The 26,060-nt window shown below is 71.6% G+C and carries 23 protein-coding genes and 1 pseudogene; 13 read left to right on the top strand and 11 right to left on the bottom strand.

Annotated features, from left to right (window positions below; all coding sequences use genetic code 11):
• Positions 1-14: 14 nt before the first annotated feature.
• On the bottom strand, positions 15-455 hold the full coding sequence (gene mce, locus AC3ANS_RS14700) for a methylmalonyl-CoA epimerase (RefSeq protein ID WP_488292326.1): 441 nt from the start codon (positions 453-455) through the stop codon (positions 15-17).
• A gap of 147 nt (positions 456-602) precedes the next feature.
• Between mce and AC3ANS_RS14695 the strand changes: the two genes are divergently transcribed.
• The 5 genes from AC3ANS_RS14695 (at position 603) to AC3ANS_RS14675 (ending at position 4,486) form a co-directional block, all read left to right on the top strand.
• Complete coding sequence (locus AC3ANS_RS14695) at positions 603-1,793, top strand: acetyl-CoA C-acetyltransferase (protein ID WP_488292325.1); 1,191 nt, start codon at positions 603-605, stop codon at positions 1,791-1,793.
• Positions 1,777-2,754, top strand: a complete 978-nt coding sequence (gene meaB, locus AC3ANS_RS14690; RefSeq protein WP_488292324.1) for a methylmalonyl Co-A mutase-associated GTPase MeaB — start codon at positions 1,777-1,779, stop codon at positions 2,752-2,754. Before AC3ANS_RS14695 ends, meaB begins: the two co-directional genes overlap by 17 nt.
• 110 nt (positions 2,755-2,864) lie before the next feature.
• Positions 2,865-3,137 (top strand): GyrI-like domain-containing protein, encoded by a 273-nt coding sequence (locus tag AC3ANS_RS14685; RefSeq protein ID WP_488292323.1) that lies wholly within the window; start codon positions 2,865-2,867, stop codon positions 3,135-3,137.
• 33 nt (positions 3,138-3,170) lie between these two features.
• Entirely contained in the window at positions 3,171-3,656 is a 486-nt protein-coding gene (locus AC3ANS_RS14680) for a VOC family protein (RefSeq protein WP_488292322.1), read from the top strand.
• Positions 3,653-4,486: an SDR family NAD(P)-dependent oxidoreductase gene (locus tag AC3ANS_RS14675; protein WP_488292321.1), complete on the top strand. Its 834-nt coding sequence runs from the start codon at positions 3,653-3,655 to the stop codon at positions 4,484-4,486. Before AC3ANS_RS14680 ends, AC3ANS_RS14675 begins: the two co-directional genes overlap by 4 nt.
• Here the strand turns inward: AC3ANS_RS14675 and AC3ANS_RS14670 are convergent.
• Positions 4,479-5,357 carry a sigma-70 family RNA polymerase sigma factor gene (locus AC3ANS_RS14670; protein WP_488292320.1) on the bottom strand — a complete coding sequence of 293 codons (879 nt, stop codon included), beginning with the start codon at positions 5,355-5,357 and terminating at the stop codon, positions 4,479-4,481. The two genes, AC3ANS_RS14675 and AC3ANS_RS14670, sit on opposite strands and share 8 nt — an antisense overlap.
• A 74-nt stretch (positions 5,358-5,431) precedes the next feature.
• On the opposite strand from AC3ANS_RS14670, the gene AC3ANS_RS14665 reads away from it, so the two are divergent.
• On the top strand, positions 5,432-5,890 hold the full coding sequence (locus AC3ANS_RS14665) for a carboxymuconolactone decarboxylase family protein (protein WP_488292319.1): 459 nt from the start codon (positions 5,432-5,434) through the stop codon (positions 5,888-5,890).
• A gap of 1 nt (position 5,891) precedes the next feature.
• Here AC3ANS_RS14665 and AC3ANS_RS14660 read toward each other — a convergent pair whose 3' ends face one another.
• A complete protein-coding gene (locus AC3ANS_RS14660) occupies positions 5,892-6,509 on the bottom strand; it encodes a hypothetical protein (RefSeq protein ID WP_488292318.1) in 618 nt (205 codons plus the stop codon).
• A 107-nt stretch (positions 6,510-6,616) separates the two neighbouring features.
• Here AC3ANS_RS14660 and AC3ANS_RS14655 point away from each other — a divergent pair, with 107 nt between their 5' ends.
• Complete coding sequence (locus AC3ANS_RS14655; protein WP_488292317.1) at positions 6,617-7,105, top strand: MarR family winged helix-turn-helix transcriptional regulator; 489 nt, start codon at positions 6,617-6,619, stop codon at positions 7,103-7,105.
• Here the strand turns inward: AC3ANS_RS14655 and AC3ANS_RS14650 are convergent.
• Complete coding sequence (locus AC3ANS_RS14650) at positions 7,102-9,306, bottom strand: MMPL family transporter (RefSeq protein ID WP_488292316.1); 2,205 nt, start codon at positions 9,304-9,306, stop codon at positions 7,102-7,104. The genes AC3ANS_RS14655 and AC3ANS_RS14650 overlap by 4 nt on opposite strands.
• A gap of 78 nt (positions 9,307-9,384) precedes the next feature.
• On the opposite strand from AC3ANS_RS14650, the gene AC3ANS_RS14645 reads away from it, so the two are divergent.
• From AC3ANS_RS14645 to AC3ANS_RS14625, 5 genes are all read left to right on the top strand, one after another.
• Positions 9,385-9,933, top strand: coding sequence for an MmcQ/YjbR family DNA-binding protein (locus tag AC3ANS_RS14645; protein WP_488292315.1), 549 nt, complete (start codon positions 9,385-9,387; stop codon positions 9,931-9,933).
• A 102-nt stretch (positions 9,934-10,035) separates the two neighbouring features.
• Positions 10,036-11,724 (top strand): coenzyme B12-dependent isobutyryl-CoA mutase large subunit, encoded by a 1,689-nt coding sequence (icmA, locus tag AC3ANS_RS14640; RefSeq protein WP_488292314.1) that lies wholly within the window; start codon positions 10,036-10,038, stop codon positions 11,722-11,724.
• Between the two features lie 135 nt (positions 11,725-11,859).
• Complete coding sequence (locus AC3ANS_RS14635; RefSeq protein ID WP_488292313.1) at positions 11,860-13,068, top strand: acetyl-CoA hydrolase/transferase family protein; 1,209 nt, start codon at positions 11,860-11,862, stop codon at positions 13,066-13,068.
• Positions 13,069-13,111: 43 nt separating this feature from the next.
• Entirely contained in the window at positions 13,112-14,047 is a 936-nt protein-coding gene (locus AC3ANS_RS14630) for a co-chaperone YbbN (RefSeq protein WP_488292312.1), read from the top strand.
• A 5-nt stretch (positions 14,048-14,052) separates the two neighbouring features.
• On the top strand, positions 14,053-14,838 hold the full coding sequence (locus AC3ANS_RS14625) for a hypothetical protein (protein WP_488292311.1): 786 nt from the start codon (positions 14,053-14,055) through the stop codon (positions 14,836-14,838).
• 153 nt (positions 14,839-14,991) lie between these two features.
• On the opposite strand, the gene AC3ANS_RS14620 is transcribed toward AC3ANS_RS14625, so the two are convergent.
• On the bottom strand, positions 14,992-15,879 hold the full coding sequence (locus AC3ANS_RS14620) for a LysR family transcriptional regulator (RefSeq protein ID WP_488292310.1): 888 nt from the start codon (positions 15,877-15,879) through the stop codon (positions 14,992-14,994).
• A gap of 46 nt (positions 15,880-15,925) precedes the next feature.
• Between AC3ANS_RS14620 and AC3ANS_RS14615 the strand changes: the two are divergent.
• A pseudogene (locus AC3ANS_RS14615) lies at positions 15,926-16,777 on the top strand (EamA family transporter); the annotation flags it as partial.
• Between the two features lie 33 nt (positions 16,778-16,810).
• Here AC3ANS_RS14615 and AC3ANS_RS14610 read toward each other — a convergent pair.
• The 6 genes from AC3ANS_RS14610 to AC3ANS_RS14585 all read right to left on the bottom strand — a co-directional run bounded on the left by AC3ANS_RS14610 (position 16,811) and on the right by AC3ANS_RS14585 (position 25,889).
• Positions 16,811-17,329 (bottom strand): hypothetical protein, encoded by a 519-nt coding sequence (locus tag AC3ANS_RS14610; RefSeq protein ID WP_488292309.1) that lies wholly within the window; start codon positions 17,327-17,329, stop codon positions 16,811-16,813.
• 152 nt (positions 17,330-17,481) lie between these two features.
• Entirely contained in the window at positions 17,482-18,243 is a 762-nt protein-coding gene (locus AC3ANS_RS14605; protein WP_488292308.1) for an NUDIX hydrolase, read from the bottom strand.
• An 83-nt stretch (positions 18,244-18,326) separates the two neighbouring features.
• Complete coding sequence (gene glgB / locus AC3ANS_RS14600) at positions 18,327-20,645, bottom strand: 1,4-alpha-glucan branching protein GlgB (RefSeq protein WP_488292307.1); 2,319 nt, start codon at positions 20,643-20,645, stop codon at positions 18,327-18,329.
• Positions 20,642-22,135 (bottom strand): maltokinase N-terminal cap-like domain-containing protein, encoded by a 1,494-nt coding sequence (locus AC3ANS_RS14595; RefSeq protein ID WP_488292306.1) that lies wholly within the window; start codon positions 22,133-22,135, stop codon positions 20,642-20,644. Before AC3ANS_RS14595 ends, glgB begins: the two co-directional genes overlap by 4 nt.
• Positions 22,132-23,895 (bottom strand): maltose alpha-D-glucosyltransferase, encoded by a 1,764-nt coding sequence (gene treS, locus AC3ANS_RS14590; protein ID WP_488292305.1) that lies wholly within the window; start codon positions 23,893-23,895, stop codon positions 22,132-22,134. Before treS ends, AC3ANS_RS14595 begins: the two co-directional genes overlap by 4 nt.
• Complete coding sequence (locus tag AC3ANS_RS14585) at positions 23,892-25,889, bottom strand: alpha-1,4-glucan--maltose-1-phosphate maltosyltransferase (protein ID WP_488292304.1); 1,998 nt, start codon at positions 25,887-25,889, stop codon at positions 23,892-23,894. Before AC3ANS_RS14585 ends, treS begins: the two co-directional genes overlap by 4 nt.
• Positions 25,890-26,060: the final 171 nt, after the last annotated feature.

The raw sequence follows: 26,060 nt of genomic DNA, 5'->3' as shown, positions 1-26,060 counted from the left end.
AGCTGTGCTGAGGATCAGTGGGCGGCGGCCGGCTCGACCAGCTCGACCAGGATGCCACCGGCGTCCTTGGGGTGGATGAAGTTCACGCGCGAGTTGGACGTGCCGCGCTTGGGCTCGTCGTAGAGCAGCCGCATGCCGCGCTCGCGCAGGATCGCGCCGACCGCGTCGATGTCGGTGACCCGGTAGGCCATCTGCTGGATGCCGGGGCCCTTGCTGTCGAGGAACTTCGCGATCGTCGACTTCTCGTTGAGCGGGGCGAGCAGCTGGATGTGGGAGCCGGAGTCACCGACGGCCATCATCGCCTCCTGCACGCCCTGCTCCTCGTTGGTCTCGCGGTGCGCCATGCGCATGCCGTAGACCTCGGTGTAGAACGTGATCGCGGCGTCCAGGTCGGGGACGGCAACGCCGACGTGGTCGATCGCGGTGAACAGGTGTGCGGGGACGTCAAGACTCATGTCTCCATGGTCGTACGCCGGTCAACATGCTCGACAGGCCATGTGACATGTCTCCCACGGGACCAAAGTCTCGGCCTCTCGCCCACGCGGTGACCCGTGGGTAAGGTCGGCCCGAGATCACCCCCCGCACCTTCTGGAGGCTCAGCCATGTCCGGTTCCGTCATCGTCGCAGGGGCTCGCACCCCCATCGGCCGTCTCCTCGGCGGGCTGAAGGGCCTCTCCGCGGCCGACCTGGGCGGCGTCGCCATCAAGGGCGCCCTGGAGAAGGCCGGCATCACCGGCGACCAGGTCGAGTACGTCGTCATGGGCCACGTCATCCAGGCCGGCGCCGGCCAGATCACCGCCCGCCAGGCCTCGGTCAAGGGCGGCATCCCGATGAACGTCCCCGCGATCACCATCAACAAGGTGTGCCTGTCGGGCATCAACGCGATCGCGCTCGCCGACCAGCTGATCCGCGCCGGCGAGCACGACATCGTGGTGGCCGGCGGCATGGAGTCCATGACGCAGGCGCCGCACCTGCTGCCGAAGTCCCGCGAGGGGTTCAAGTACGGCGACACGGCCCTGGTCGACTCGATGGCCTACGACGCGCTGTACGACCAGTTCACCGACCAGCCGATGGGCAACCTGACCGAGACCTGCAACTCGGGGACCCGCGAGCTCACCCGTGAGGAGCAGGACGCGTTCTCCGCGCGCTCCCACCAGCTCGCCGCCGAGGCGTGGAAGAACGGTGTGTTCGACGACGAGGTGGTCCCGGTCGAGATCCCGCAGCGCAAGGGCGACCCGGTCGTGGTCGCGGCCGACGAGGGCATTCGCGGCGAGACGACCGCGGAGTCGCTCGGCAAGCTGCGCCCGGCGTTCAGCAAGGACGGCACGATCACCGCGGGCTCGTCCTCGCAGATCTCCGACGGCGCCTGCGCCGTGGTCGTGATGAGCAAGGCGAAGGCCGAGGAGCTGGGCCTCGAGTGGCTCGCCGAGATCGGTGCCTCCGGCCAGGTGGCGGGGCCCGACTCGAGCCTGCAGAGCCAGCCGGCCAACGCGATCAAGAAGGCCGTGGCCAAGGAGGGCATCTCGGTTGACGACCTCGACCTCGTCGAGCTCAACGAGGCCTTCGCGGCGGTCGGCATCGTCTCCGCCCGCGAGCTCGGGATCCCCGAGGAGAAGGTCAACGTCAACGGTGGCGCGATCGCGCTCGGCCACCCGGTCGGCATGTCGGGCGCCCGGATCGTGCTGCACCTCGCGCTCGAGCTCAAGCGCCGCGGCGGTGGCGTCGGTGCGGCCGCCCTGTGCGGTGGCGGCGGGCAGGGCGACGCCCTGATCGTGCGTGTCCCGAAGAGCTGACGCAGCGGGCGACGTCGCGGGCCTCGTCGAGCGCGCACGCGCCGGCGAGGCCCGGGCGGTCGCCCGGCTGATCTCCCTGGTCGAGGACGAGTCGCCGCTGCTCCGCGAGGTGATGGCGGCGCTGGCCCCGCACACCGGGCACGCCCAGGTCATCGGCATCACCGGTTCGCCCGGCGTCGGCAAGTCCACCTCGACCAGTGCGCTGGTCACCGAGCTGCGGCGCGCCGGCAAGCGGGTCGGCGTGCTGGCGGTGGACCCGTCCTCGCCGTTCTCCGGCGGTGCGCTGCTGGGCGACCGGGTGCGGATGCAGGACCACGCGCTCGACCGCGACGTCTACATCCGCTCCATGGCCTCACGGGGCCACCTCGGCGGACTCTCGTGGAGCACCCCCCAGGCGCTGCGGGTGCTCGACGCGGCAGGCTGCGACGTGGTCCTGGTCGAGACCGTCGGGGTCGGCCAGAGCGAGGTCGAGATCGCGGGCATGGCCGACACCACGATGGTGCTGCTCGCGCCGGGGATGGGCGACGGCATCCAGGCCGCGAAGGCCGGCATCCTCGAGATCGGTGACCTGTACGTCGTCAACAAGGCCGACCGCGACGGCGCCGACCAGGTGCGCCGCGACCTGCGCTCGATGCTCCAGCTCGCGGAGCGACCCGAGGGCTCCTGGCGACCCCCGATCGTGAAGACGGTCGCTCACCGGGGTGAGGGCCTCGACGAGCTCGCGGCCGAGATCGAGAAGCACCGGGCGTGGCTGGAGTCCAGCGGCGAGCTGGAACGGCGCCGGCGCCGCCGGGCCCGCGACGAGATCGAGGCGATCGCGGTGACCGCGCTGCGCAAGCGGTGGGGCGACGTCCACGGCCGCTCCGAGCTCGACGAGCTCGCCGCGGCCGTGGTCGCGGGGGACACCGACCCCTACGCCGCCGCCGACGAGCTGCTCGCCGCCTTCAGCGACCGAGCCTGAGCCCGGCCCGGCGCGTCCGGTCGCCCCGGCAGGAGCACCGCGGCGAGCGCGACCGCCACCGTGGTGGCGAGCAGGTAGACCAGCGAGGCGTCGAACGCCGCGGCCACATCGTGCCCGGCTCGACTGCCGAGATCGTCGCGTTCGTGCCCGTCGCCCAGGTGCCGCCGCTCCCGGGCCGGGTGGAGGTCCTCGAGCGGCCGGCCGCGCGCTGCGCGGTCGCGGCGTACGACGGCGCGATGGTCGACCTGGACGCGGCGTACTCCGCGGTCGGGCGCAGCGTCACCGAGCAGGCGCGGGCGACGGGCCGGTCGTGGAGCGCTACCTCCCGCTCGGGGACCCCGAGGACCTGCTCGCCCACCGGACCGAGGTGTGCTGGCCGGTGACGGGCTGATCCCCCGCCCACTAGTGTCCGCGGGGTGATCGCCTCCGGACCCCTCATCCAGGTCGCGTGGGTCACCGACGACATCGGCGCGACCGAGCGGCTGCTCTCGGAGCAGTTCGGCGTCGGGTCGTGGACCCGCATCCCCGACGTCGTCTTCGGCCGTGACTCCACGACGCTGCGTGGCGAGCCCGTGGAGCTCACCGCCCACGTCTCGCTCGGCTACAGCGGCGACCTCCAGCTCGAGCTCATCGAGCCGGTGTCGGGCGCAGGCATCCACCGGGAGTTCCTCGCGGCCCACGGGCCCGGGCTGCACCACGTCTGCTTCGCGGTCGACGACGTCGACGCGGCCTGTGCCGCCGCCGAGGCCGCCGGGGTGCCGGTGCTGATGCGCGGGTCGATGATGGACGGGGAGATCGAGTTCGCCTACGTCGACGGGCGCGCCGGGGGAGCGCCGTACGTCGAGCTGGCCCGGATCGGGCCGCGGATGCAGGCGTTCTACGACGCGGTGCGGGCCGGATGAGGGTCGCGCTCGTCACCGGTGCGGGCGGTGGCTCGCTGGGCGAAGCGACCGCGGTCGCGCTGCGCGGGCTCGGGTTCCGCGTGCTGACCACGACGCGCACCTGCCCGGTGGCAGACGACACCCACCCGCTGGACCTCACCTCCCGCGACTCGGTGGAGGGGCTCGCCGCCTGGGTCGGGTCGAGCACCGACCGGCTCGACGTGCTCGTCAACAACGCAGGCGTCCACCTCGACCTGCGCTCGCGGTGGTCGGAGCCGCAGTTGGTCGACGGGCACGAGGTGCACTGGCGCACGAACTACCTCGGCACCGCCCACCTCACCCGGCGGCTGCTGCCGGTGCTGCTGGCGACCGCCGCCGAGCAGGACGAGGCCCGGGTGGTCAACGTGGTCTCCAAGCTGCACGACCGCGGCCGCAACGCGTGGCTCGACGGCCGGGTGACGCCGTACGACTCGTGGGCGGCGTACGGCACCTCCAAGCTCGCGCTCGTCCACGAGGCCGCCGAGATCGAGCGGCGGTACGGCGGCCGCGGGCTGCACGGCTACGCGCTGCACCCGGGCTCCGTCTACACCCACGTGGCCGACCGGGGCCTCGAGACCGCGCCGGTCCTCGCCCGGCTGCGGCGGCTCGCGGCGCCGCTCGAGCGCCGCACGCTGCTCACGCCCGAGCAGGGTGCGCGGACGACGGTGTTCTGCGCGACCTCTCCCGACGCGGTCCCGGGCGGCTACCACCGCGGCGGTGCTCCGGCCGAGCCGGCCGGGGACGCCGGTGACCGCGACGTCTCCGCCCGTCTGTGGGACGCCACCACGCGGTGGGTGGGCCCGCTCAGCTGAGGGGCAGGTGCAGCCTCGCGATCCGCTCGGGGTCGGCCAGGATGTTGATCTCGACGATCCGGCCGTCGCGCACCACCGGGCTGAAGACCGAGACCGGCTGGCCGTCGTGCGTCGACACGATCCCGACCGCGCCGTTCACCAGCACCCGCACCTGGTCGATCTCGTGGCGCCGGAAGACGATCGCGCGCGAGGCGACCTCGGCGGCGCCACGCACCAGGGCCGAGGGGCCGTGCTCGCCACCGTCGGCACGCAAGACCACGTCCGGGTCGAGCACCTCGAGGAGCGCCTCGAAGTCACCGGCGCGCGCGGCGGTCGTGAACGCGTCGAGGACCCGCCGCTGGGTGGCCCGGTCGGCCACCGGCGGCGGGGTGTCGCGGACCCGGCGGCGGGCGCGGCTGGCGAGCTGGGCCGCCGTACCGGCAGTGCTGCCGATGATCTCGCCGATCCCGTCGAACGGCACGCCGAACATGTCGTGCAGGACGAACGCCGTCCGCTCGCGCGGGCCCAGCGCGTCGAGCACGACGAGCAGCGCGAGCGTCACCTCGTCGGCCTGCTCGGCGGCCGACGCCGGATCGGCCCCGGGGTCGGGATCGAGGCGGGTCACGACCGGGTCGGGGACGTGTGCGTCCAGCGGCTCCTCGCGTCGCGAGGTGCGGGTCCGGAGCAGGTCCAGGCAGATCCGGCTGACCACGGTGGTGAGCCAGGCGGCCAGGTTGCGGATCTCCGCGGTGTCCGACCGGGTCAGCCGGAGCCAGGCCTCCTGCACCGCGTCGTCGGCTTCCGCCACCGACCCGAGCATCCGGTAGGCGACGCCGCGCAGGTGGTCGCGGTGGTGCTCGAAGTGCTCGGCGAGCTGGTCCTGGGTCTGCATCGTCAGGTTCCTCCTTCGGGGTCCGTCACTTCCTTTGACGAGCCGGACCGGCCCGACCTGACAGGAGACAGATCATGCACGCACGGATGACCCACCCGGTGTTCCTCGTTCCCGCGGCCATGGAGGCGCTGGCGGCGTACGGCCGGGCGGCCGAGGGCCTCGGCGTACCCGCGGAGACCCTGGAGATGCTGCACCTGCGCGCCAGCCAGATCAACGGGTGCAGTGTCTGCGTCGAGCTGCACTCGGGCACGCTGGAGAAGCAGGGCATGAGCCGCGAGCGGCTCGTGGCGGTGGCGGCCTGGCGTGACGCGCCGTACTTCACCGAGGCTGAGCGGGCCGCGCTCCACCTGGCCGAGGCCGTCACCCGGATCGCCGATCGTGGGGACCCGGTGCCCGACGAGGTCTGGGACGAGGCGGCGCGCCACTACGACGAGCAGGGGCTCGCCGCCCTGCTGATCGCGATCAGCTCGATCAACGTGTGGAACCGGCTCAACGCGGCGACCCGCCAGGTGGCCGGCGCCTGGACGCCCTGACTCAGGGGATCGGCATCGGGCGCCGTGCGTCGAGATCCTGGGGGCAGGCGGCGATGCCGGCCTCCAGGATGGCGCGCAGCTGACGGTCCCGATGCGGTCCGGCGGCGGTCACGACGCCCTGCACCGTGCAGCGGACCATCGTGGGGGCCGTGTTGCGACTCAGCGACTCGAGGTCGCCGGCGTCGGGGGTCGCGGTGCGCTCGGCCCACGCGACGGCGCCGGGGACCAGGTCGAGCGTGGCCCCCGCCTCCCTGCGGGTGGCCTTCAGCCGCGGCCCGGCGGCGCCGCACTGGTGCTCGATGCGCAGCAGGCCGGCGGCGAGGATCCGCTGGGTGGCCTCGGGTACGTCGAGGATGACGCCCGCGGCGATCGCCACCGGCAGCCGGAGGGGGGTGTCGTCGTCGCCGTAGCGGCCCACGAGCGAGGGGACCAGGGTGATCAGCCCCTGGCGGGCTGCGTCGCTCGTGCTGTCGTTGACCAGCCGGGCCAGCTGGGCGAGCAGCGGGTGCGTGCACCCGGGGTGGTCCGACCACGGCTCGCCGGCCAGCAGCGAGGCGGCCTCCATCATGTTGGCGCCGCGTCGCGGCGTGCGGTGCCGGCCGCGCGAGAGGGTCGGCATACCGTCTGGGACGGTGAATGAGCTCATCACGATCACCTCCCCTCAAGAATCCTCCTGCCGGGGCGGCGAGGGCAACCCCCCGTGGCGCCAAGCACTAGTGTCCACACGTGGCTCTCCCCTTCGACCCGATCGACGAGGCCGCCCGGCAGTGGGGCACGCACTGGGACGGCGTGCCCGCGATGCACGCGGTGACCTCGCTGATGCGGGTGCAGCAGCTGGTGATCGGCCGCCTCGACGCGATCTTGAAGCCGCACGGGCTCACGTTCGCGCGCTACGAGGCGCTGGTGCTGCTGGTCTTCTCCTCGCGTGGCTCGCTGCCGCTGGGCAAGATGGGCGAGCGGCTGCAGGTGCACCCCACCTCCGTCACCTCGATCGTGCGCCGCTTGGAGGCGGCGGAGCTCGTCGTACGCCGGGCCCACCCCGAGGACGGTCGGGCCGTGCTGGCCGAGATCACCCCGGAGGGCAGGAGGCTGGTCGAGGTCGCGACGGCGGACCTGCTCGAGGCCGGGTTCGCTCTCGACGCGCTCAACGAGGCGCAGCTCACCCAGCTCTCGGCCCTGCTCGCCCCCGTCCGTGAGTCGGCCGGGGACTTCTAGGTCCGCTGGCTCGTCGGGAGCGCCGGGGCGTGCTCGACCGGGGCGTCCAGGGGCGGGTTGGGCAGGAACGACAGCCACCGGGGCAGCCACCAGGTGCGGTCACCGAGGACCGAGAGCACCGAGGGCAGCAGCACACCGCGCACGATCGTGGCATCGAGCAGGATCGCGACCGCCAGGCCGACGCCGAGCTGCTTGAAGACGGTCATCGACAGGGTCGCGAACACCGCGAACACCGCGACCATGATCGCGGCGGCACTCGTGACCACGCCGGCCGAGATGCCGATGCCGTGGGCGACCGCCTCGCGGGTCGGCAGGCCGTGGTCGTGCGCCTCGCGGATCCGCGAGACCACGAACACGTGGTAGTCCATCGAGAGACCGAACAGGATCACGAACGAGAAGAGCGGGATCCAGGACTCGATGGCGCCGACGCCGCGCGCGCCCACGAGTCCAGCCCCCCAGCCGTGCTGGAAGACCGCGACCATCACGCCGAAGGCGGCGGCCATCGACAGCACGTTCAGGAAGACCGAGACGGCGGCGATCGTCACGGACCTGAACGCGGCGAGCATGAGGACGAACGCGAGCACGAGGACGAAGAGCACCACCGGCACGATCGACTTCTGCAGCTGGGCGTTGAAGTCCTGGGAGAACGCCAGGTTGCCCGAGATGTAGGCCTGGGTGCCCGGCACCCGGTCGAACGTGGCCGGCACGACGTCCTCGCGCAGCGTCTCGAGCGCCCGCACCGAGGTCGCGTCGGAGCCGTCGCCGGCGAGCGGTACGTCGAGCTCCACGACGCCCTCGTCGGGGTGCGGGGTCACGAGCACGGGTCGGTGCACGAGCCCGGTCGCGATGGCCTGGGAGCGGAAGGCGTCGATGGCCGCTGCGAGCTCGGGGCTCTCGACGTCCGGCGTCTTGACCACGACGTGGGCGGGGGCCGGACCGCCGGGGAAGGCGGCGGTGATCCGCTCGTAGCTGCGCATGATGCTCGCATCACCGGGCAGCATCTTCTCCAGGCTGAGCTTCTCGGTGTGGATGCCGAGGGCCGGAGCGGCGAGCGCCCCCAGGAACAGCACTGACACCAGCGCGGAGATGCCGGGGCGGCGCAGCACGACCCCGAGGACAACCGCCCAGACCTTGCTGCCCCCGCCGGGCCGCCGCATCCGGGCCAGTCCCGGGACCTTGCCGAGCTCGACCCGGTCGCCCAGGAGCGAGAGCAGGGCCGGCAGCACGGTCACCGAGCCCAGCACGGCCACGAGGACGACCAGGATCGCCGCCGTACCGAAGCCGTCGAACAGCAGCATGCCCGACAGGTACATCCCCGCCATGGCCGCGACGACGGTCAGCCCCGAGACGAGCACCGAGCGCCCGGACGTGGCCGCCGCGACGGCGAGCGCCGTGCGGGCGTCGCGACCTCGGACGCGCTCCTCGCGCTCGCGGCGCAGGTAGAACATGCAGTAGTCGACGCCGACCGCGAGGCCGACGAGCAGCATCACCGAGCTGGTCGAGGTGTCCAGGTGCATCCGGTGGCTCACCAGGGCGAGCACGCCGTTCGCGGCCAGGAACGAGGTCAGCGCGAGGCCGACGGGCAGCACCGCCGCCAGCAGCGCGCCGAACGCGACGAGCAGGATGCCGAGCGCGAGCGGGACCGCGGTCCACTCGGCGCGCTGGAAGTCGCGGCCGATCGTGTCGTTGAACCACTGGTTGGCAGAGCCGTCGCCGAACTGGTCGATGCGGACCTGGGGGTGTGCGTCCCGGGTCGCCTCCGCCGCGTCGACCAGCGGTTGCACGCGGTCGGCGGCAGTCATCGGGTCCCCGGTCATCGAGGCACGGACGAGGACGGAGTGGCCGTCCGCGGAGACCAGCCTGCTGTCGTAGGGGTCCGGCAGGTCGGCGACCCGGCCCGTGGCCTGCAGGCGGGCCATCAGGTCGGCCACCGTGTCCCGCACCACGGGGTCGGTCGCGTCCCCGGCGCTGGTGAGGAGGAACATCTCGGTCGCCGGCACCTCGAGCCCGGCGTCGTCGAGGATGCGGATCGCCCGCGCGGAGTCGCCCTTGGCGTACTCGTCCTCGGTCATCTGCCGCTGCCCGGCGAGCGACCCGGCCGTGGTCGCGACCACGACGAGGACCACCCAGCCGACGATGGCGAGCGTGCGGTGGCGCACGCTCCAGCCGCCCATGGCGGCGGCGATGTTGCGCCCGGCCATGCCCCAGCGTCCCGCGCGACGTGCCGGGCGTGGAGAGGACAAGGTCCCGCTGTCGGCGGCGCGTGCCAACATCCGAGGATGGTGACTGCCGACGACGTGCGCAGGGTCGGACTGGCGCTGCCGCGCACCTACGAGTTCTTCACCGGCGGACGCTTCAAGCTCAAGGTGCGCCAGATCGTCTACGTCGGGTTCTCGCGCGACGAGACCACGATGGGGTTCGGCTATCCGCGCGACGCCCGGGACGGACTCATCGAGTCCGACCCGGCGACGTTCTTCCTGCCACCCGCGCGCGACCTGCGCTACCAGTGGGTCTGCGCCCGGCTCGACCGCCTCGACCCCGACGAGATGCGCGAGCTGGTCACCGACGGGTGGCGGATGTGCACCCCGCGGATGCTGCACGACCTGCCCGACATGGAGCCGCCAGCAGCGGCCGCCTGGTCGGCAATGGACGCGGGGGAGTGGGAGGAGCTGGGCGCCCTGTTCCACCCCTCCCTGCACTTCACCGACGGGACGGTGTCCCTGAGCGGCCGCGCCCAGGTGCTCGCCCACCTGCGTTCGCACCCCACCCCGAGGCCGCCCACCTCCGTCGAGATCCGCGACGGGCAGGTCTACCGCTGGGTGCGGTGACGCGATGATCCCCCGGGCTGGACGCTGCAGGTGAAACCGCCGCCACCGGCCCGGTCCCCGCCACCCCTTGGCGCATTTACTAGGACGTCCTACTATTTCGTCATGACGGAGAGCGCACGCAACCGCTGGCAGGCCCGCTACGACGCCTCCCGGGTCCGCACGGCCGACTTCACGACGCTGAGCGGCCTCGAGGTGGCCCCGGCGTACGGCACCGACGACTCGGAGTGGCCAGGCGAGTTCCCCTACACGCGCGGTCTCTACCCGACCGGCTACCGCGGACGCACCTGGACGATCCGGCAGTTCGCCGGGTTCGGCAACGCGCGGCAGACCAACGAGCGCTACCGGATGATCCTGGGGCGCGGTGGCGGCGGGCTCAGCGTCGCGTTCGACATGCCCACGCTGATGGGCCGCGACTCTGACGACCCGCGCTCGCTGGGCGAGGTCGGCCACTGCGGGGTGGCGATCGACTCGGCGGCCGACATGGAGATCCTCTTCGACGGCATCGACCTCGGTGACGTCACCACGTCGATGACGATCAGCGGACCGGCCGTCCCGATCTTCTGCATGATGATCGTCGCCGCCGAGCGCGCCGGGGTGGACACCACCCAGCTCAACGGCACCCTCCAGACCGACATCTTCAAGGAGTACATCGCCCAGAAGGAGTGGATCTTCGGGCCCGAGCCGCACCTGAGGCTGATCGGCGACCTGATGGAGTACTGCGCCGAGAACATCCCGGCGTACAAGCCCCTCTCGGTGTCCGGCTACCACATCCGCGAGGCCGGCTCGACGGCCGCGCAGGAGCTCGCGTTCACGCTCGCCGACGGCTTCGGGTACGTCGAGCTCGGGCTGTCGCGCGGTCTCGACGTCGATGTGTTCGCGCCCGGCCTGTCGTTCTTCTTCGACGCCCACGTGGACTTCTTCGAGGAGATCGCGAAGTTCCGCGCGGCCCGCCGCATCTGGGCCCGTTGGATGCGCGACGTCTACGGCGCGACCACCGAGAAGGCGCAGTGGCTGCGCTTCCACACCCAGACCGCCGGGGTCTCGCTGACCGCCCAGCAGCCCTACAACAACGTGGTCCGCACCGGCATCGAGGCGCTCTCGGCCGTGCTCGGCGGCACCAACTCGCTGCACACCAACGCGCTCGACGAGACCCTCGCGCTGCCCAGCGAGCAGGCGGCCGAGATCGCGCTGCGCACCCAGCAGGTGATCATGGAGGAGACCGGGGTCGTCAACGTCGCGGACCCGCTCGGCGGCTCCTGGTACGTCGAGGAGCTCACCGACCGGCTCGAGGCCGAGGCGAGCGCGATCTTCGACAAGATCCTCGCGATGGGTGGCTCGACACTGACCTCGGACCGGCCCGCGGAGATCGCCGAGGCCGTGCGCCGGGGCGACGACCCGGTCACCCGGGGTCTCCTGCACGGCATCGACGAGGGCTGGTTCATGTCCGAGATCGCCGAGGCGGCCTTCCAGTACCAGACCGCGCTCGAGAAGGGCGACAAGCGGATCGTCGGGGTCAACTGCCACGAGGAGTCGGTCACCCACGACCTGGAGATCCTGCGGGTCTCCCACGAGGTCGAGGTCGACCAGGTCCGCGAGCTGGACGCCCGCCGCCAGGGCCGTGACGACGCGTCGGTGCGCAACGCCTTGGCCCGGATGGTCGAGGCCGCCCGCGCCGAGGAGAACCTGATCGAGCCGATGCTCGACGCCGTACGCGCCGAGGCGACCCTGGGCGAGATCTGCGACGCGTTGCGCGCCGAGTGGGGGGAGTACCGCGAGCCGGCCCGCTTCTGAGCCACGACCCGGGCGCAGGTTCGGAGGTCCCGGGTCTACCCGTCAGTAGCGACCAGGCGTCCCGAGACCGTCGGCCTGCCGCCGGGGGACTTCCGGCCCGGGTGAGGCGCCGCGGGGTCTGGTGGAATCGTCATCGTGGATCTTGCTCAGGCACTCGCGTCCCTGCCCGCCAACCCCCGCGTCGTCGTGACCGGCAACCACGCTACGCCGTGGCACACGGTCAAGCTGGTCGACGAAGCGTTGGACGAGTACCGCCTCTGGGCGCTGAACGGTCAGCCGCAGCTCCCCAATCGCGAGGGCGTGATCCTCGAGACCTCCTTCGTGGGCCCCGGCCAGCGCAAGAGCCCGCGGCTGAGCTACGTGCCCTCGCGCCTGTCGATGGTGCCCTCGCTGTTCGGCAAGCAGCTGCCGCCGGACGCGGTGGTCCTGCACACGACCGCCCCGCGTGACGGCAAGGTGTCCCTCGGCGTGGAGGTCAACGTCCTGCCCGCCGCGATCGAGGCCGTACGCCGCAACGGCGGCATCGTGATCGCCCAGGTCAACCACAACATGCCGTGGACCTTCGGCGACGCGCTGGTCGACGTCGACCAGATCGACGTGTTCGTCGACGCCGACGAGCCGATGCCGACCGCCCCGGTGAGCAGCGTCGACGAGACGGCCGCCCGGATCGGCGAGCTGGTCGCCGCTCGGGTCTCCGACGGGTCCACGCTTCAAGCCGGCATCGGTGCCGTGCCCGACGCGACCATGCACGGACTCACCAGCCGCAGCGGGCTGCGGGTGTGGACCGAGATGTTCTCCGACAGCGTTCTCGCGCTGGAGAAGATCGGCGCCCTCGACCGCAGGATCCCGATCTCCGCGTCGTTCCTCTTCGGCTCGCCCGACCTGCTCGAGTGGGTCGACGGCAACGAGCGCGTCGAGATGGTGCGCACCGAGGTCACCAACGACCCGGGCCGGATCGCCCGCAACCCCAAGATGGTCAGCGTCAACACCGCGCTCCAGGTCGACCTGTTCGGCCAGGCCAACGCCTCGCGCATCAACGCGCGCATCCACTCCGGCTTCGGCGGCCAGACCGACTTCATCGTCGGCGCCATGCACAGCGCCGGCGGCCAGGCCTTCCTGGCGCTGCGCTCGTGGCACCCGAAGGCCAACTGCTCCACGGTCGTCCCCATGGTCGACGAGCCCATCACCTCCTTCCAGATGAGCGCGATCGTCACCGAGCAGGGTCTGGCCGAGGTGTTCGGCAACGACCAGCGCGAGCAGGCCCGCCAGATCATCGAGAACGCCGCCCACCCGAGCGTGCGCGAGGAGCTGCGCGAGGAGGCCGTGGCCCTGGGCCTCGCCTGAGCCACCTGCGAGTGGCACCCCCTTCCTCCCTAGGATGGGGACCATGACGCAGCAGCCGTTCTCCCGCCCGGGAGCGATCGACCTCTCGGGACTCAAGAGCCCGGCGGCCCCGCCGGTACCTGGAGCGCCGGCGGGGGCCACCGCCGGCGGTTCGTCGTACGCCGTGCAGGTGAGCGAGCAGAACTTCCAGTCGACCATCGAGTCGTCCACGACGGCCCCGGTGCTCCTGGCGTTCTACTCGCCCAGCCGGATGCCCGAGAGCGCCCAGCTGGCGCGCGACCTGGAGACGCTCTCAGGTGAGTTCGAGGGCCGGTTCCTCGCCGGCCTCGTCGACATCGACCAGGTGCCGGCCATCGCCCAGGCGATGCAGATCCCCTCGGTGCCGCTGGTGGTCGCGGTGCTCGACGGCCGCCCGGCCCCGCTGTTCCAGGACGTGCTGCCGCTCGAGGAGCTGCGTGCCGCCCTCACCCAGGTCATGCAGCAGCTCACCGTCAACGGCGTCGCCGGTCGGCACCAGCCGCGCCACGCCGCCCCGGCCGAGGGGGCCGAGGACGACGAGGCGGCCTTCGACCCGCGTTACGCCGCGGCCCAGGAGGCGCTCGGCGCCGGCGACGTCGACGGCGCGGTGGCGGAGTACCAGCGGCTCGTGGACGCCAACCCCGCCGACACCGAGGCCGCCGCCGGACTGGCGATGGCCAAGCTGCTCCAGCGCACCCAGGGCATCGACCTGACCGAGGCCCGGGCCGCCGCGGCGGCCAGCCCCGACGACGTCGACGCCCAGACGATGGTCGCCGACCTGGACATGCTCGGCGGCCACGTCGACGATGCGTTCAACCGGTTGATCGACCTGGTCCGGCGTACCTCCGGCGACGAGCGCAACGCGGCGCGCGAGCACCTGCTCGGGCTCTTCGGTGCGGTCGGCAGCGACGACCCGCGGGTGCTCAAGGCCCGCCAGAACCTCGCGTCTGCCCTCTTCTGATCTCGATGAGGCTCGTCACGGGCTTCACGCGGGCCAAGGGCGCCGAGCCCAACCTCGACCGGTGGGTCGTCACCGACGGGTGGGCCGCGGTGATCGACGGGGTGAGCCCGCGAGGGAGTGACCTCGTGGCCGCCACGGCGGCCACCGTCGCACTGGTCGACGACCTGATGGGCACGATCGAGGCCGCCGGATCCGATGGGGACCCGATGGGGATCGTGGAGAGGCTCACCGAGGTCACCGCTGCCCATCAGGGTGTCGAGCGGCCGGCGGCCGCCGCGGTGATCTTCTGTCGTGCCGCGATGCAGGCGCTCGTGATCGGCGACGGCTGGGTCGGCATCGACGGCGAGGCCCGTTTCCACGACCATCGCTACGAGGCCGTCGTGACCGAGGCACGTCGCGCGATCACGCAGGCCGCTCTCGCGGCAGGGTGTTCGGTGGAAGAGCTGCGCCGCGACGACCCCGGTCGGCGGGCGGTGCACGAGCTGCTCGTCGCAGAGGCAACGCTGCGCAACGTCGACGCCGACGGACCGTACTTCTACTCCTGCCTCGACGGTCGCCCGGTGCCGCGACGTCTGGTGGCCGTCGTCGACGTCCCGCCGGGTGCACGACACCTCTGCCTCGCCTCGGACGGCTACCCGGTCCTCGCCGCGACCTGGGAGGAGAGCGAGCGCGCACTGTTCGCCGACCTCGAGGCGGACCCGCTCCGGATCGGTCGGCACGCCGGCCCGAAGGCGCTCGCCCCGGGAGCGGAGACCTTCGACGACCGGACCTTCGTGCTGCTCGAGCTCTAGCGCTGCGTCCCAGAAGTTCTTGGGCGCTTCGCGCCCCCATGGCACGCACCCCGCTTGCGTTGCCGACGCTTGCGAGACGGGCGGGTATGGCGGCGCCTTGCGCTGCACACACCCTGAGAACGCCAGCCGTTCAACGACTTCCGAGACGCGGCACTAGCGAGCGAGGCCGTCTAGCACGGCTCGGATCGCGGGTGAGGCGGCCATGCTGCGGCGAAAGACCGCGATCACGTCGCGGGTGGGTGCGGGGTCGTGGGCGGGCACGGCGACCAGCTCGTCGCCCAGGGGAGCGCGGCCGAGCCGGGGAATGAGCGCGATGCCGAGACCGGCGCGCACGAGGGCCAGGTGGGACTCGAACTCCACGGACTGGTGGGCGATGCGGGGGACCCGGCCGGTGCCGTCGTACATCCGGGTCAGCCACTGGCGGCAGATCGTGCTCTCGGGCGTCGCGATCCAGCCCTCGTCCAGGAGGTCGCGCGGGGTGACCCGGTCGCGACCGGCGAGCGGGTGGTCGACATGGACGATGACGTCGGCGACGTCCTGGCCGATCACGCGCGACTCGAGGTGGTCGGGGATCGGGATCGAGAGGTCGCCCCACCGGTGCACCACTCCGAAGTCGCTCTGGCCGGTGGCCACCAGGTCGATGGTCTCCCAGGGCTCGCGCTCGGTGAGCGAGACCGTGAGACCGGGATGCGCCGAGCACAGGGCGCTCACGGTCGGGGCGACCAGTCCGCGCATCGCGGTGGAGAACGCGGTGAGCCGCACGTTCCCGGTGACGCTGCCGGCGCGCTGGTGCAGCCCGGCCTCGAGCTCCTCGAGGTCGGCGAGCAGGCGGGCGCCCGCCTCGACGAGCTGACGGCCGTGGTCGGTGAGCATCACGCCGCGCCCGACCCTCTCCAGCAGCGGGACCCCGGTCTGTCGCTCGAGGCGCTTGACCTGTTGGGAGACCGCGCTGGGGGTGAACCCGAGGGTCTCGGCCGCGGCGACCACGGAGCCCTCCGCGTCGACGGCTCGCAGGCTGCTCAGGGCAGTGAGGTCGATCATGTAGCGAGGCTACCGGGATTCATGCAGAACAGTTTGCTGGTACTTCATGGTTGTGTCGGCTTTGCTGGCTCTCGTGAACAGACGCGACTCCCTGCTGGCCGCCGTGGTCGCCATCATCTGGGGCTTCAACTTCGTGGTGATCGACTGGGGCATGGCCGGCGTGCCGCCGCTGCTGTTCGTCGCGGTGCGGTTCACGGCAGTGCTCGTCCCGGCGGTCTTCCTCGTCCCCCGGCCCGAGGTGTCGTGGCGGGTGCTGATCGCGGTGGGGGCGCTCATGTCGCTGGGCCAGTTCGGCCTGCTCTACGTCTCGATGGATGTCGGGATGCCGCCGGGTCTCGCGGCGCTGGTGCTCCAGGCGCAGGTGATCTTCACCGTCGTGATCGCCGCAGGCGTGCTGCGCGAGCTGCCGACCCGGCCGCAGGTCACGGGCGTGCTCGTCGGCACGGTCGGGCTGGTCGTCGTCGGGCTGGGACGCGGGGGGCACGTGAGCCTGGCGGCCCTGGTGCTCTGCCTGTCGGCCGCATTGTCGTGGGGTGCCGGGAACGTCGTGTCGCGCGCCTCCGGGGTGCGTGGCGGGCTGTCGCTGACGGTCTGGTCGGCGCTCGTCGTACCGATCCCGATGCTCGCCCTCTCCCTCGCGGTCGACGGTCCGGTCGCGGTGACCGATGCGCTCGCGTCCTTCTCCTGGCAGGCCGGGGTCTCGACGCTCTACACGGCCGGGTTGGCCTCGCTCGTGGGGTACGGCGTGTTCAACACGCTGCTCGCCCGCAACCCGCCGTCGGCGGTGGTGCCGTGGGTGCTGCTCGCGCCGGCCGTCGCGATGGCGTCGGCCTGGCTGCTCCTCGACCAGCGGCCGAACGCCGCCGAGCTCACCGGGGGAGCGGTGCTCATCCTCGGCGTGCTCGTGGCGATGCGTCCGCCGGCGCGACCCTCAGGCGGCCGGACCCTTGGCGCGGACGTCGGCGACGGAGTCCATGGCCCGGCGCAGCTCGGCCAGCCAGTCACCCTCGTGCTGGCCGACGAGGCGGACGCACCAGGCGAGCGCATCGGCTCGTGACCGGGCGACACCGGCGTCGACCAGGGTGTCGAGCACGAGCCGCTGGGGCTGGCGCAGCCGCGTCATGACCGGGGCGGCGACGTGGGTCCACAGCTCGCGGTGCTCGCCGACGGCCACGCCCCAGGAGACCTTGCGCTCGAAGCGGTGCTGGGCCTCGCTGGCGATCTCCATCCGGCGCTCCCGGGTGTCCTCGCGGAACCCCGATGCCCGCCCCGCCCGCGCCTCGGCCAGCGCGGCCTCGGTCGGCTCCTGGAGATCCACGTCGGGGATCGTCAGCACGACCGTGATCTCCTCGCGGTCGATGGCGATGTCGGCGGGGGCGCTCTGCCACTGCGCCGGCAGCCGGCCGGCGAACCAGCCGGTCACTCGCTCTCTCTGTTCGTTTGTAATCATGTAATCATCTTTGCGCGGTGTACCAAGCCGGTGGCCGGTGATCTCCGTCGTTTGGTCACCAACGACAGAGGTCGCGCGCGAGATGTTGTCGTTGGTGACCAAACGACAACCCTTCCGAGGTCCGGGAGACGGCCGAGGCCGGGGGATCTAGCTCAGCGGCCGCCGGACTCGGTGTACGCCGGCCCCGAGGCGCCCAGGTTGGCCAGCGCCGAGGCCACCCGGCGGGCGGTGAAGTCGGCGCACCGCTCGCGCGCCTGCTCGGGGGTGCAGAACTCCGCGGACCGGATCTCTCGGGTCTGGCGGACGATGGTGTCGGTGATCGAGGCGTCGTGCGCGCCCCCGTCGAAGACCAGGCACAGGGCGTCGTCCCAGCCGCTCCAGGGCGGCAACCAGTCGGTGAGCAGCAAGGGGCCGGGCTCGATCAGCAGCCCCAGCTCCTCCTCGACCTCGCGTGCGACGGCGAGCTGCGGCGACTCACCGACCTCGACGACCCCGCCGGGCAGGTCCCAGTCCTGCTTGTACGTCAGCTGGCACAGCAGCACCCGATCGTCGCGGTCGCGGATGAGCATCTGGCTGATCGCGCGCTTGCGGGGGAGGAAGGAGTTGAGCAGCGCTCGGAACCCCTCCGGCTCGTGGGCGGGTACGTCGGTGGCGAGCCGGGCGTAGACGATCCGGTCGACGGTGCGTCCCTCGACCGTCACGCCTCGCATCACGCCCTCGCGGCGCAGCCCGGACCAGGTCGCGATCCGCTGGGCGTTCTCGTCGTCGGGGTCGACCAGGGCCTCGACCCGGGCGTGCCCGGCCAGCGCGGCGGCCACCTCGTGGCGCACCACGTCGACCGGTTGGTCGGGGGCCCAGGCGATCCGGGCGATGCCCTCCGCGACGGTGGTCACGGAGGTCGGCTGCTCGGTCACGCTGGAACTCTACCGACGGGCCCTGGCCGCTGCCGAGTCCCAAGCGTCACTCCGGCACCACCTGGCCGCCGGTACCCGCGCCGCTAGACCCGCTTGCGGAACCACACCGTCGCCAGCGGCGGCACCACGATCGTGGCGTGCGCGGGCTGGCCGGACCACTCGCCCTCGACCGCCGTGACCGCCCCGAAGTTGCCGACCCCGGACCCGCTGTAGACGCCGGCGTCGGTGTTGAGCACCTCGTCCCACTCCCCGGCCGAGGGGAGCCCGAGCCGGTAGTCGTCGTGGGGGACGGCCGCGAAGTTGGAGACGCAGACCAGGTCGGCGTCACCGCCCCGGCGGATGAACGAGAAGACGTTGCGGCCGGCGTCGTTGGCGTCGATCCACTGGAATCCCTCGGGCTCGTGGTCGCGGGCCCACAGGGCGGGGGAGGCGACGTAGGCCGTGTTGAGGTCGCGCACCAGCGACTGCACGCCCCGGTGCTCGGGGTGGTCGAGCAGCCACCAGTCGAGCTCGCGCGACTCCGCCCACTCCGACTCCTGGCCGAGCTCGACGCCCATGAACAGCAGCTGCTTGCCGGGGTGAGCCCACATGAATCCGAGGTAGGCGCGCAGGTTGGCGAGCTGCTGCCACCGGTCACCCGGCATCTTGCGCAGCAGGGAGCCCTTGCCGTGGACGACCTCGTCGTGGCTGATCGGCAGCACGAAGTTCTCCGACCACGCATAGACGAGCGAGAACGTCATCTCGCCGTGGTGGTAGGCGCGGTGCACCGGCTCGTGCGCCATGTAGTCGAGGGAGTCGTGCATCCAGCCCATGTTCCACTTGAAGCCGAAGCCCAGGCCGTCGTGGGCGGTCGGCCGGGTGACGCCGGGCCACGAGGTCGACTCCTCGGCGATCGTGGTGATGCCGGGGACCCGCTTGTAGACGGTGGCGTTCATCTCCTGGAGGAACTGGACGGCCTCGAGGTTCTCGTGGCCGCCGTGGATGTTCGGGCTCCACTCGCCCTCCTCGCGGGCGTAGTCGAGGTAGAGCATCGAGGCGACGCCGTCGACGCGCAGGCCGTCGGCGTGGAACTCCTCGAGCCAGTAGAGCGCGTTCGCGTAGAGGAAGTTGCGGACCTCGCGGCGGCCGAAGTTGAAGATGTGGGAGCCCCACTCCTTGTGCCACCCGCGCTGCGGGTTGGGGTCCTCGTAGAGGGGTGTGCCGTCGAACCGCGCCAGCGCCCACTCGTCGGTCGCGAAGTGGCCGGGCACCCAGTCGAGGATCACGCCGACGCCGGCCTGGTGCAGCCGGTCGACCAACAGCCGGAAGCCATCGGGGTCGCCGAAGCGCGCGTCCGGGGCGAAGTACGACGTCACGTGGTAGCCCCACGAGCCGCCGAACGGGTGCTGCATCACCGGCATCAGCTCGACGTGGGTGAAGCCGAGCCCGGCGATGTACTCCGGCAGCTCCTCGGCGAGCTCCGCCCATGACCAGAACCGGCCGTCGGGGTGCTTCTTCCACGACGCCAGGTGCATCTCGTAGATGCTCATCGGCGAGGCGACCGGCTGGCGCTTCGCGCGCTCCTCCAGCCACGCCTGGTCACCCCACGAGTAGCTCGACTCGTAGACCTTCGAGGCGGTGTCGGCGGGCTTCTCGGCCCACTGCGCCATCGGGTCGGCCTTCTCGCGCCACTGCCCGTCGGGGCCGAGGATGGCGTACTTGTACGCCGTGCCGGCGCCGACGTCCGGGACGAACAGCTCCCACACGCCGGAGGTGCCGAGCTGGCGCATCGGGTGCTCGCGGCCGTCCCAGCTGTTGAAGTCGGCCTTGATCCGGATCGCGCGAGCGGAGGGGGCCCAGACCGCGAACGACGTGCCGCTCACCGGCTCGAGGGCGCCGGGGTAGTGGTGGACCCGGGCGCCGAGGACCTCCCAGAGCTGCTCGTGGCGGCCCTCGTTGATCAGGTGCAGGTCCATCTCGCCGAGCGTGGGGAGGAACCGGTACGGGTCGTCCACGACGATCTCGTCGCTGCCGTAGCTCACGGCGACCCGGTAGTCGGGCACGTCCGGCAGCGGGATGACCCCGGCCCACACGCCCTCGTGCTCGTGGGTGAGCTCGGCCTCCCCGGACGTGCCGGAGCCGTCGCGCCAGCGCACGACCACGCGGCTCGCGAGCGGGCGGAGCACTCGTACGGTCACGGCGCCCTCGTGGGGGTGGGGACCCAGCACGCCGTGCGGGTTGCCGTGCTCACCGTGGGCGATCTGGTGGAGCTCTCCGGTGGAGACCGGCTGTACGGCGGGTGCCGCAGGGGTCGCGGACGTAGCTGGGGCCGCCGGGGCCTCGGCGGCCGCGGGGGTGGCCGGACCCGCCGGCGCAGCGGCCGGCGCGGGGCTCGTGGACAACTTGTTCTTCTTCACGGTCATGCCGCTCCGATCCTCGCCACGGCCTCGAGTGGGATGGCCACCCAGGTCGGACGGTTGCGTGTCTCGTACACGGTCTCGTACACCGCCTTGTCGGCGACATAGGCATCCAGCAGGACCCGCTGCTCGTCGGTGAGCTCGGCGCCTGCGTAGGCGTTCAGGAAGTGGTTGCGGTTGCGGTTCGCCCACTCCTCGGCACGGTAGGCGCGCTGGCTGGCGCCCTCGGGCTGGTCCTCGGCGAACTGGCGCTCGACCACGTGCGGGACGTAGTCGAAGGAGCGCAGCATGCCCGCGACGTCGCGCCACACCGAGTCGGGCAGCAGCCGCTCGGCCAGGGGTCTGGCCGGCTCGCCCTCGAAGTCGACGATCTTCCAGCCCAGGCTGGTGCGCAGGGTCTGGCCCAGGTGCAGGTCGCCGTGGATCTGCTGGACCTCGACGCTCCCCAGGGCACGCAGGTGCTCGTACGTCGACCTCAGCCTCTCGGCGTGGGCCGCGAGCTCGGGCACGATCTCCAGCGCCGCGTCGAGTCGGGTCAGCATCGCGCCGGCCAGCTCGGCCACCGCGTCGGCATCGAGCCGCTGGACCGGGAAGTTCGCCGCCAGGTCGTCGTGCACCTCGCGCAGCGCCTCTCCCAGCCGGGAGGCTTCGGCGGCGAAGTCGCCGCCGGCCTCGTGGGCGTGCAGGTCGCCCTCGGCGAACAGGTTGCGCGCGCTGGTCAGCGCGAGGTCCCAGCCGTCGCTGGCGGTGCGGAGGAACTGCTGCAGCATCCCCAGCTGCATGGTCGTGCCCGAGCGCTCCTCGGCGTCCGGGTCGGCCTCCCAGTCGACCCAGTCGAGCCAGCCGTACAGCGCCGCGATGTGGACGGAGCCGGCCTTGGTGAGCACCTCGTGGACGCTGATGTCCGGGTTGACGCCCGGGGTGATCTTGCGGAACACCTTCATCAGGCAGTCCTCGCCGTACGCCACCGAGGAGTTGGACTGCTCGCCGGAGAACAGCGTGGAGTGGGCGCTCAGGTCGAGGTCGTGGCCGGGCAGCCGGTGGAAGCGCAGCCCGCTCTCGTCGTCGCTGAGGTTGCCCCCCGGCTCGCGGGCGGCGCGGTCGAAGGCCCGCAGCCAGCTGTCCATCGCCTCGCGGTCGTGCAGAGCGTCGTAGGCGTGGACCCAGCCGTGGCCGGGTTCGTCCCACCAGCCGATGAACGCGTGGTCGAGCCGGCCCTCCGGCTCGGTGTAGAACGACATCGGGACCTGGTAGACCTCGGAGCCGCCGGGGCCGTCGGAGTAGGCGACCTCGACCAGGTCGATCACCACCCGGGGGGCCTCGTCGCTGTCGCGTGGGACCTCGCCGACCCGGCGTACCGAGGCGACCTCGAAGGGCCTGCCCTTGCCGCCGAACCACCGGGTGCGCTCGAGGTAGCGGGCGAACACGTCGGTCTCGGTCTGCTCGGGCGTCGGGTCGACGGGCGTGGCGGGCGTGGTGGGATCGTCGGTGCTCACAGCAGCTGCACCTCCTCGGTGGTCTCGGGGACCGTCAGTCGGAACCAGTAGAAGCCGTAGCCCGCCAGCGTGAGCAGGTACGGCAGCTCCCCGATCTCGGGGAACGGGACCCGGCCGAGGAGCTCGACGGGGCGCCGGCCCTCGAAGCGGCGCAGGTCGAGCTCCACCGGCTGCGGGAACCGGGAGAGGTTGTTGACGCACAAGATGATGTCCTCGGTGCCGTCCTCCGCGACGTACTCGCGCACGTAGGAGAGCACCGTCGGGTTGGAGCCGCCGAGGTCGTGGAACGACCCGAGGCCGAACGCCGGGTGGTTGCGACGGGTGTGGATCATCCGCCGGTTCCAGTGCAGCAGGGACGAGGTGTTCTCGAGCTGGGCCTCGACGTTGACCGACTGGTACCCGAACACGGGGTCCTGGATCACCGGCCGGTCGAGCTTGCCCGGTGTGGCCGAGGAGAACCCCGCGTTGCGGTCGGCGGTCCACTGCATGGGGGTGCGTACGCCGTCGCGGTCACCGAGCCAGATGTTGTCGCCCATCCCGATCTCGTCGCCGTAGTAGAGGACCGGCGATCCGGGGAGCGAGAGCAGCAGCGCGTTGAACAGCTCGATCTGGTTGGTGTCGTTGTCCAGCAGGGGAGCCAGGCGCCGGCGGATGCCGATGTTCGCCTTCATGCGCGGGTCCTTGGCGTACTCGCCCCACATGTAGTCGCGGTCCTCGTCGGTGACCATCTCGAGGGTCAGCTCGTCGTGGTTGCGCAAGAAGATGCCCCACTGACAGGTGTCGGGGATCGGCGGGGTCTGCTCGAGGATCTCCGAGATCGGGAACCGCGACTCCCGGCGCACCGACATGAAGATGCGCGGCATCACCGGGAAGTGGAACGCCATGTGGCACTCGTCGCCGCCGACCGAGAAGTCGCCGAAGTACTCCACGACGTCCTCGGGCCACTGGTTGGCCTCGCAGAGCAGCACCCGGCCGGGGTACTCGTCGTCGACGACCTTGCGGACCTTCTTGAGGAAGTCGTGGGTCTCGGGCAGGTTCTCGCCGTTCGTGCCCGGCCGCTCGTAGAGGTACGGGACGGCGTCGAGCCGGAAGCCGTCCATGCCCATGTCCATCCAGAAGCGGATCGCGTCGATGATCGCCTCGTGGACGGCCGGGTTGTCGAAGTTGAGGTCCGGCTGGTGGGAGAAGAACCGGTGCCAGAAGTACTGCTGGCGCACGGGGTCCCACGTCCAGTTCGACGGCTCGGTGTCGACGAAGATGATCCGCGCCTCTTGGTAGAGCTCGTCGGAGTCCGACCACACGTAGAAGTCGCCGTACGGCCCGTCCGGGTCGGAGCGCGAGGCCTGGAACCACGGGTGCTGGTCGCTGGTGTGGTTCATGACGAAGTCGATGATCACGCGCAGTCCGCGCTGGTGCGCCTGGTCGAGGAAGAAGCGGAAGTCCTCGATGGTGCCGATCTCGGGGTGCACGCCGGTGTAGTCGGCGACGTCGTACCCGTCGTCGCGCAGCGGGCTGGGGAAGAACGGCGGGATCCAGAGGCAGTCGACCCCCAGCCACTGGAGGTAGTCGAGCTTCTCCACCAGGCCGCGGAAGTCGCCGGTGCCGTCGGCGTTGGAGTCACGGAACGCGCGGACCAGGACCTCGTAGAAGACCGCGGTCTTGAACCACTCGGGGGTGTTGCTGGTCTGCTCGTCGGGCGTCGCGTCGCGCGAGCCGGCGGGTGAGCTGTGGGGTGGGATGTCGGGGAGCGACTCCGTCACCGGTGCCTCCTGACGCTGAGGATGTGGGCGGGCTCGTGGAACGGGTCGAGGCGCACGTAGTTGTGCTGGCCCCAGGTCCAGTCGGCGCCGGTGATCTCGTCGTGGACCACGAAGTTCTCGCCCGCGGGCAGCCCCAGTGCGTCGAGGTCGAGGTGGACCGTGGTCTCGCGCGGGCCGTGGGGGTCGACGTTGACGACCACGATCACGACGTCGTCGGCACCGCCGGCGGTGGTGGCGCGCTTGGAGAACACCAGAACGTTCTCGTCGTCGCTCCAGTGGATCGAGACGTTGCGCAGCAGCTGCAGGGCGGGGTGCTGGCGACGGATCTCGTTGAGGCGGGTCAGGTACGGCGCGAGCGACCGGTTCTCCCGCTCGGCGCCCTCCCAGTCGCGGATCCGGATCTGGTACTTCTCCGAGTCGAGGTACTCCTCGCTGCCCGGACGGACCGCCACGTGCTCGTAGAGCTCGAAGCCCGCGTAGACGCCCCAGCTCGGCGACCCGGTGGCGGCGATCGCCGCGCGGATCTTGAAGGCCGCGGGCCCGCCGTACTGCAGGTAGGCGTGGAGGATGTCGGGGGTGTTGACGAAGAAGTTCGGCCGCATCAGGTGGGCGGACTCCTGCGCGAGCTCGCGGAGGTACTCCTCGATCTCCCACTTCGCGTTGCGCCAGGTGAAGTACGTGTAGGACTGGTGGAACCCGACCGCACCCAGCGCCCGCATCATCGCCGGGCGGGTGAAGGCCTCGGCCAGGAACAGCACGTCGGGGTCGGTACGGCGGACCTCCTTGAGCAGCCACTCCCAGAACGCCACCGGCTTGGTGTGCGGGTTGTCGACCCGGAAGATCCGCACCCCGTGCGACATCCAGAGGCGGACGATCCGCAGCACCTCCTGGCAGATGCCGGTCGGGTCGTTGTCGAAGTTGATCGGGTAGATGTCCTGGTACTTCTTCGGCGGGTTCTCGGCGTACGCGATCGTGCCGTCGGCTCGGGTCGTGAACCACTCGGGGTGGGCCTTGACCCACGGGTGGTCGGGCGCGGCCTGGAGAGCGAGGTCGAGCGCGACCTCCAGCCCGAGCGAGCGGGCGCGCGCCACGAACGCGTCGAAGTCCTCGAAGGACCCGAGGTCGGGGTGGATCACGTCGTGCCCGCCGTGCTGCGAGCCGATCGCCCACGGTGAGCCGGTGTCGTCGGGACCGGGATCGAGGGTGTTGTTCGGGCCCTTGCGGTTGACCTCGCCGATCGGGTGGATCGGGGGGAGGTAGATGACGTCGAAGCCCATCGCGGCCACGGCGTCGAGCCGCTTCGCGGCGGTCGTGAACGTGCCGCTGGTGACCTTGCCCGTCTTGGTGTCCTTGGTCGCGCCCTCGGAGCGGGGGAAGAACTCATACCAGCTGCTGGCCAGCGCCAGCGGACGATCGGCGTACGCCGGGTAGGGGCCCTCCACGGTGACCAGCTCGCGGATCGGGTGGCCGGCGAGCACCGCGGACACGTCCGGGGCCTCGAGCACGGCCAGCCGGGCCGCGGCGGGCCGCTTGGCGTCGCCGGCCGCGTTGATCGCGCCTTGGAGAACGGGGGCCGCCGCGGCGGCTGACGGGTCGCGCGGGTCGAGTGAGGCCAGGACCTTCTCGAGCAGGAGCTTGGCCTCGAGGAACATCAGGTCGACGTCGACCCCGGCCGGGATCTTCAGCGCGGCATCGTGCTGCCAGGTCGCGAGCGGGTCGGACCAGGCCATCACCTCGAAGCTCCAGGCGCCACCGGTGTCGGGGGTGACCCAGGCCTCGTACTGGTCCGGGATCTCGCCGTGGGGCGTCATCCGCACCGGGGGCCGGCGCCGGCCGTCGGGGCCGGTGAGCACCACCTCGGCGGCGAGCTGGTCGTGCCCCTCGCGGAAGACCGAGGCCGTGACCGGGAAGGGCTCACCGACGGTGGCCTTCGCGGGTTGCCGACCGAGGTCGACGATGGGAGTGACGTTCATGACGGGGATGCGTCCGACCATGATCTCCAACCTAGCGAGGGTGCGGGCAAGTGCGGCAGGGGCACTTCGCCCCTGGACGCCGTACCCTCGCTGGCCGTACGGAAACAGGTCTGGCGGTATCGAGACTCACCCGAGTCGGACGCTGGGCGGTGACCACGGTCGCCACCAACGCCCTCGTCGGCCGAGTAGCCG

The sequence above is a fragment of the Nocardia sp. 149-1B genome (genome assembly GCF_057747975.1).
Note: the sequence above shows the minus strand (reverse complement) of the source record. Positions and strands in the feature narration are given on the sequence as shown.

Excerpts from the sequence above, each read along its gene's own strand:
- mce (WP_488292326.1), bottom strand. The coding sequence starts at position 455 with ATGAGTCTTGACGTCCCCGCACACCTGTTCACCGCGATCGACCACGTC.
- AC3ANS_RS14695 (WP_488292325.1), top strand. The coding sequence starts at position 603 with ATGTCCGGTTCCGTCATCGTCGCAGGGGCTCGCACCCCCATCGGCCGT.
- AC3ANS_RS14675 (WP_488292321.1), top strand. The coding sequence starts at position 3,653 with ATGAGGGTCGCGCTCGTCACCGGTGCGGGCGGTGGCTCGCTGGGCGAA.
- AC3ANS_RS14670 (WP_488292320.1), bottom strand. The coding sequence starts at position 5,357 with ATGCAGACCCAGGACCAGCTCGCCGAGCACTTCGAGCACCACCGCGAC.
- AC3ANS_RS14665 (WP_488292319.1), top strand. The coding sequence starts at position 5,432 with ATGCACGCACGGATGACCCACCCGGTGTTCCTCGTTCCCGCGGCCATG.
- AC3ANS_RS14660 (WP_488292318.1), bottom strand. The coding sequence starts at position 6,509 with ATGCCGACCCTCTCGCGCGGCCGGCACCGCACGCCGCGACGCGGCGCC.
- AC3ANS_RS14650 (WP_488292316.1), bottom strand. The coding sequence starts at position 9,306 with ATGGCCGGGCGCAACATCGCCGCCGCCATGGGCGGCTGGAGCGTGCGC.
- AC3ANS_RS14645 (WP_488292315.1), top strand. The coding sequence starts at position 9,385 with ATGGTGACTGCCGACGACGTGCGCAGGGTCGGACTGGCGCTGCCGCGC.
- icmA (WP_488292314.1), top strand. The coding sequence starts at position 10,036 with ATGACGGAGAGCGCACGCAACCGCTGGCAGGCCCGCTACGACGCCTCC.
- AC3ANS_RS14630 (WP_488292312.1), top strand. The coding sequence starts at position 13,112 with ATGACGCAGCAGCCGTTCTCCCGCCCGGGAGCGATCGACCTCTCGGGA.
- AC3ANS_RS14625 (WP_488292311.1), top strand. The coding sequence starts at position 14,053 with ATGAGGCTCGTCACGGGCTTCACGCGGGCCAAGGGCGCCGAGCCCAAC.
- AC3ANS_RS14620 (WP_488292310.1), bottom strand. The coding sequence starts at position 15,879 with ATGATCGACCTCACTGCCCTGAGCAGCCTGCGAGCCGTCGACGCGGAG.
- AC3ANS_RS14610 (WP_488292309.1), bottom strand. The coding sequence starts at position 17,329 with ATGATTACAAACGAACAGAGAGAGCGAGTGACCGGCTGGTTCGCCGGC.
- glgB (WP_488292307.1), bottom strand. The coding sequence starts at position 20,645 with ATGACCGTGAAGAAGAACAAGTTGTCCACGAGCCCCGCGCCGGCCGCT.
- AC3ANS_RS14585 (WP_488292304.1), bottom strand. The coding sequence starts at position 25,889 with ATGGTCGGACGCATCCCCGTCATGAACGTCACTCCCATCGTCGACCTC.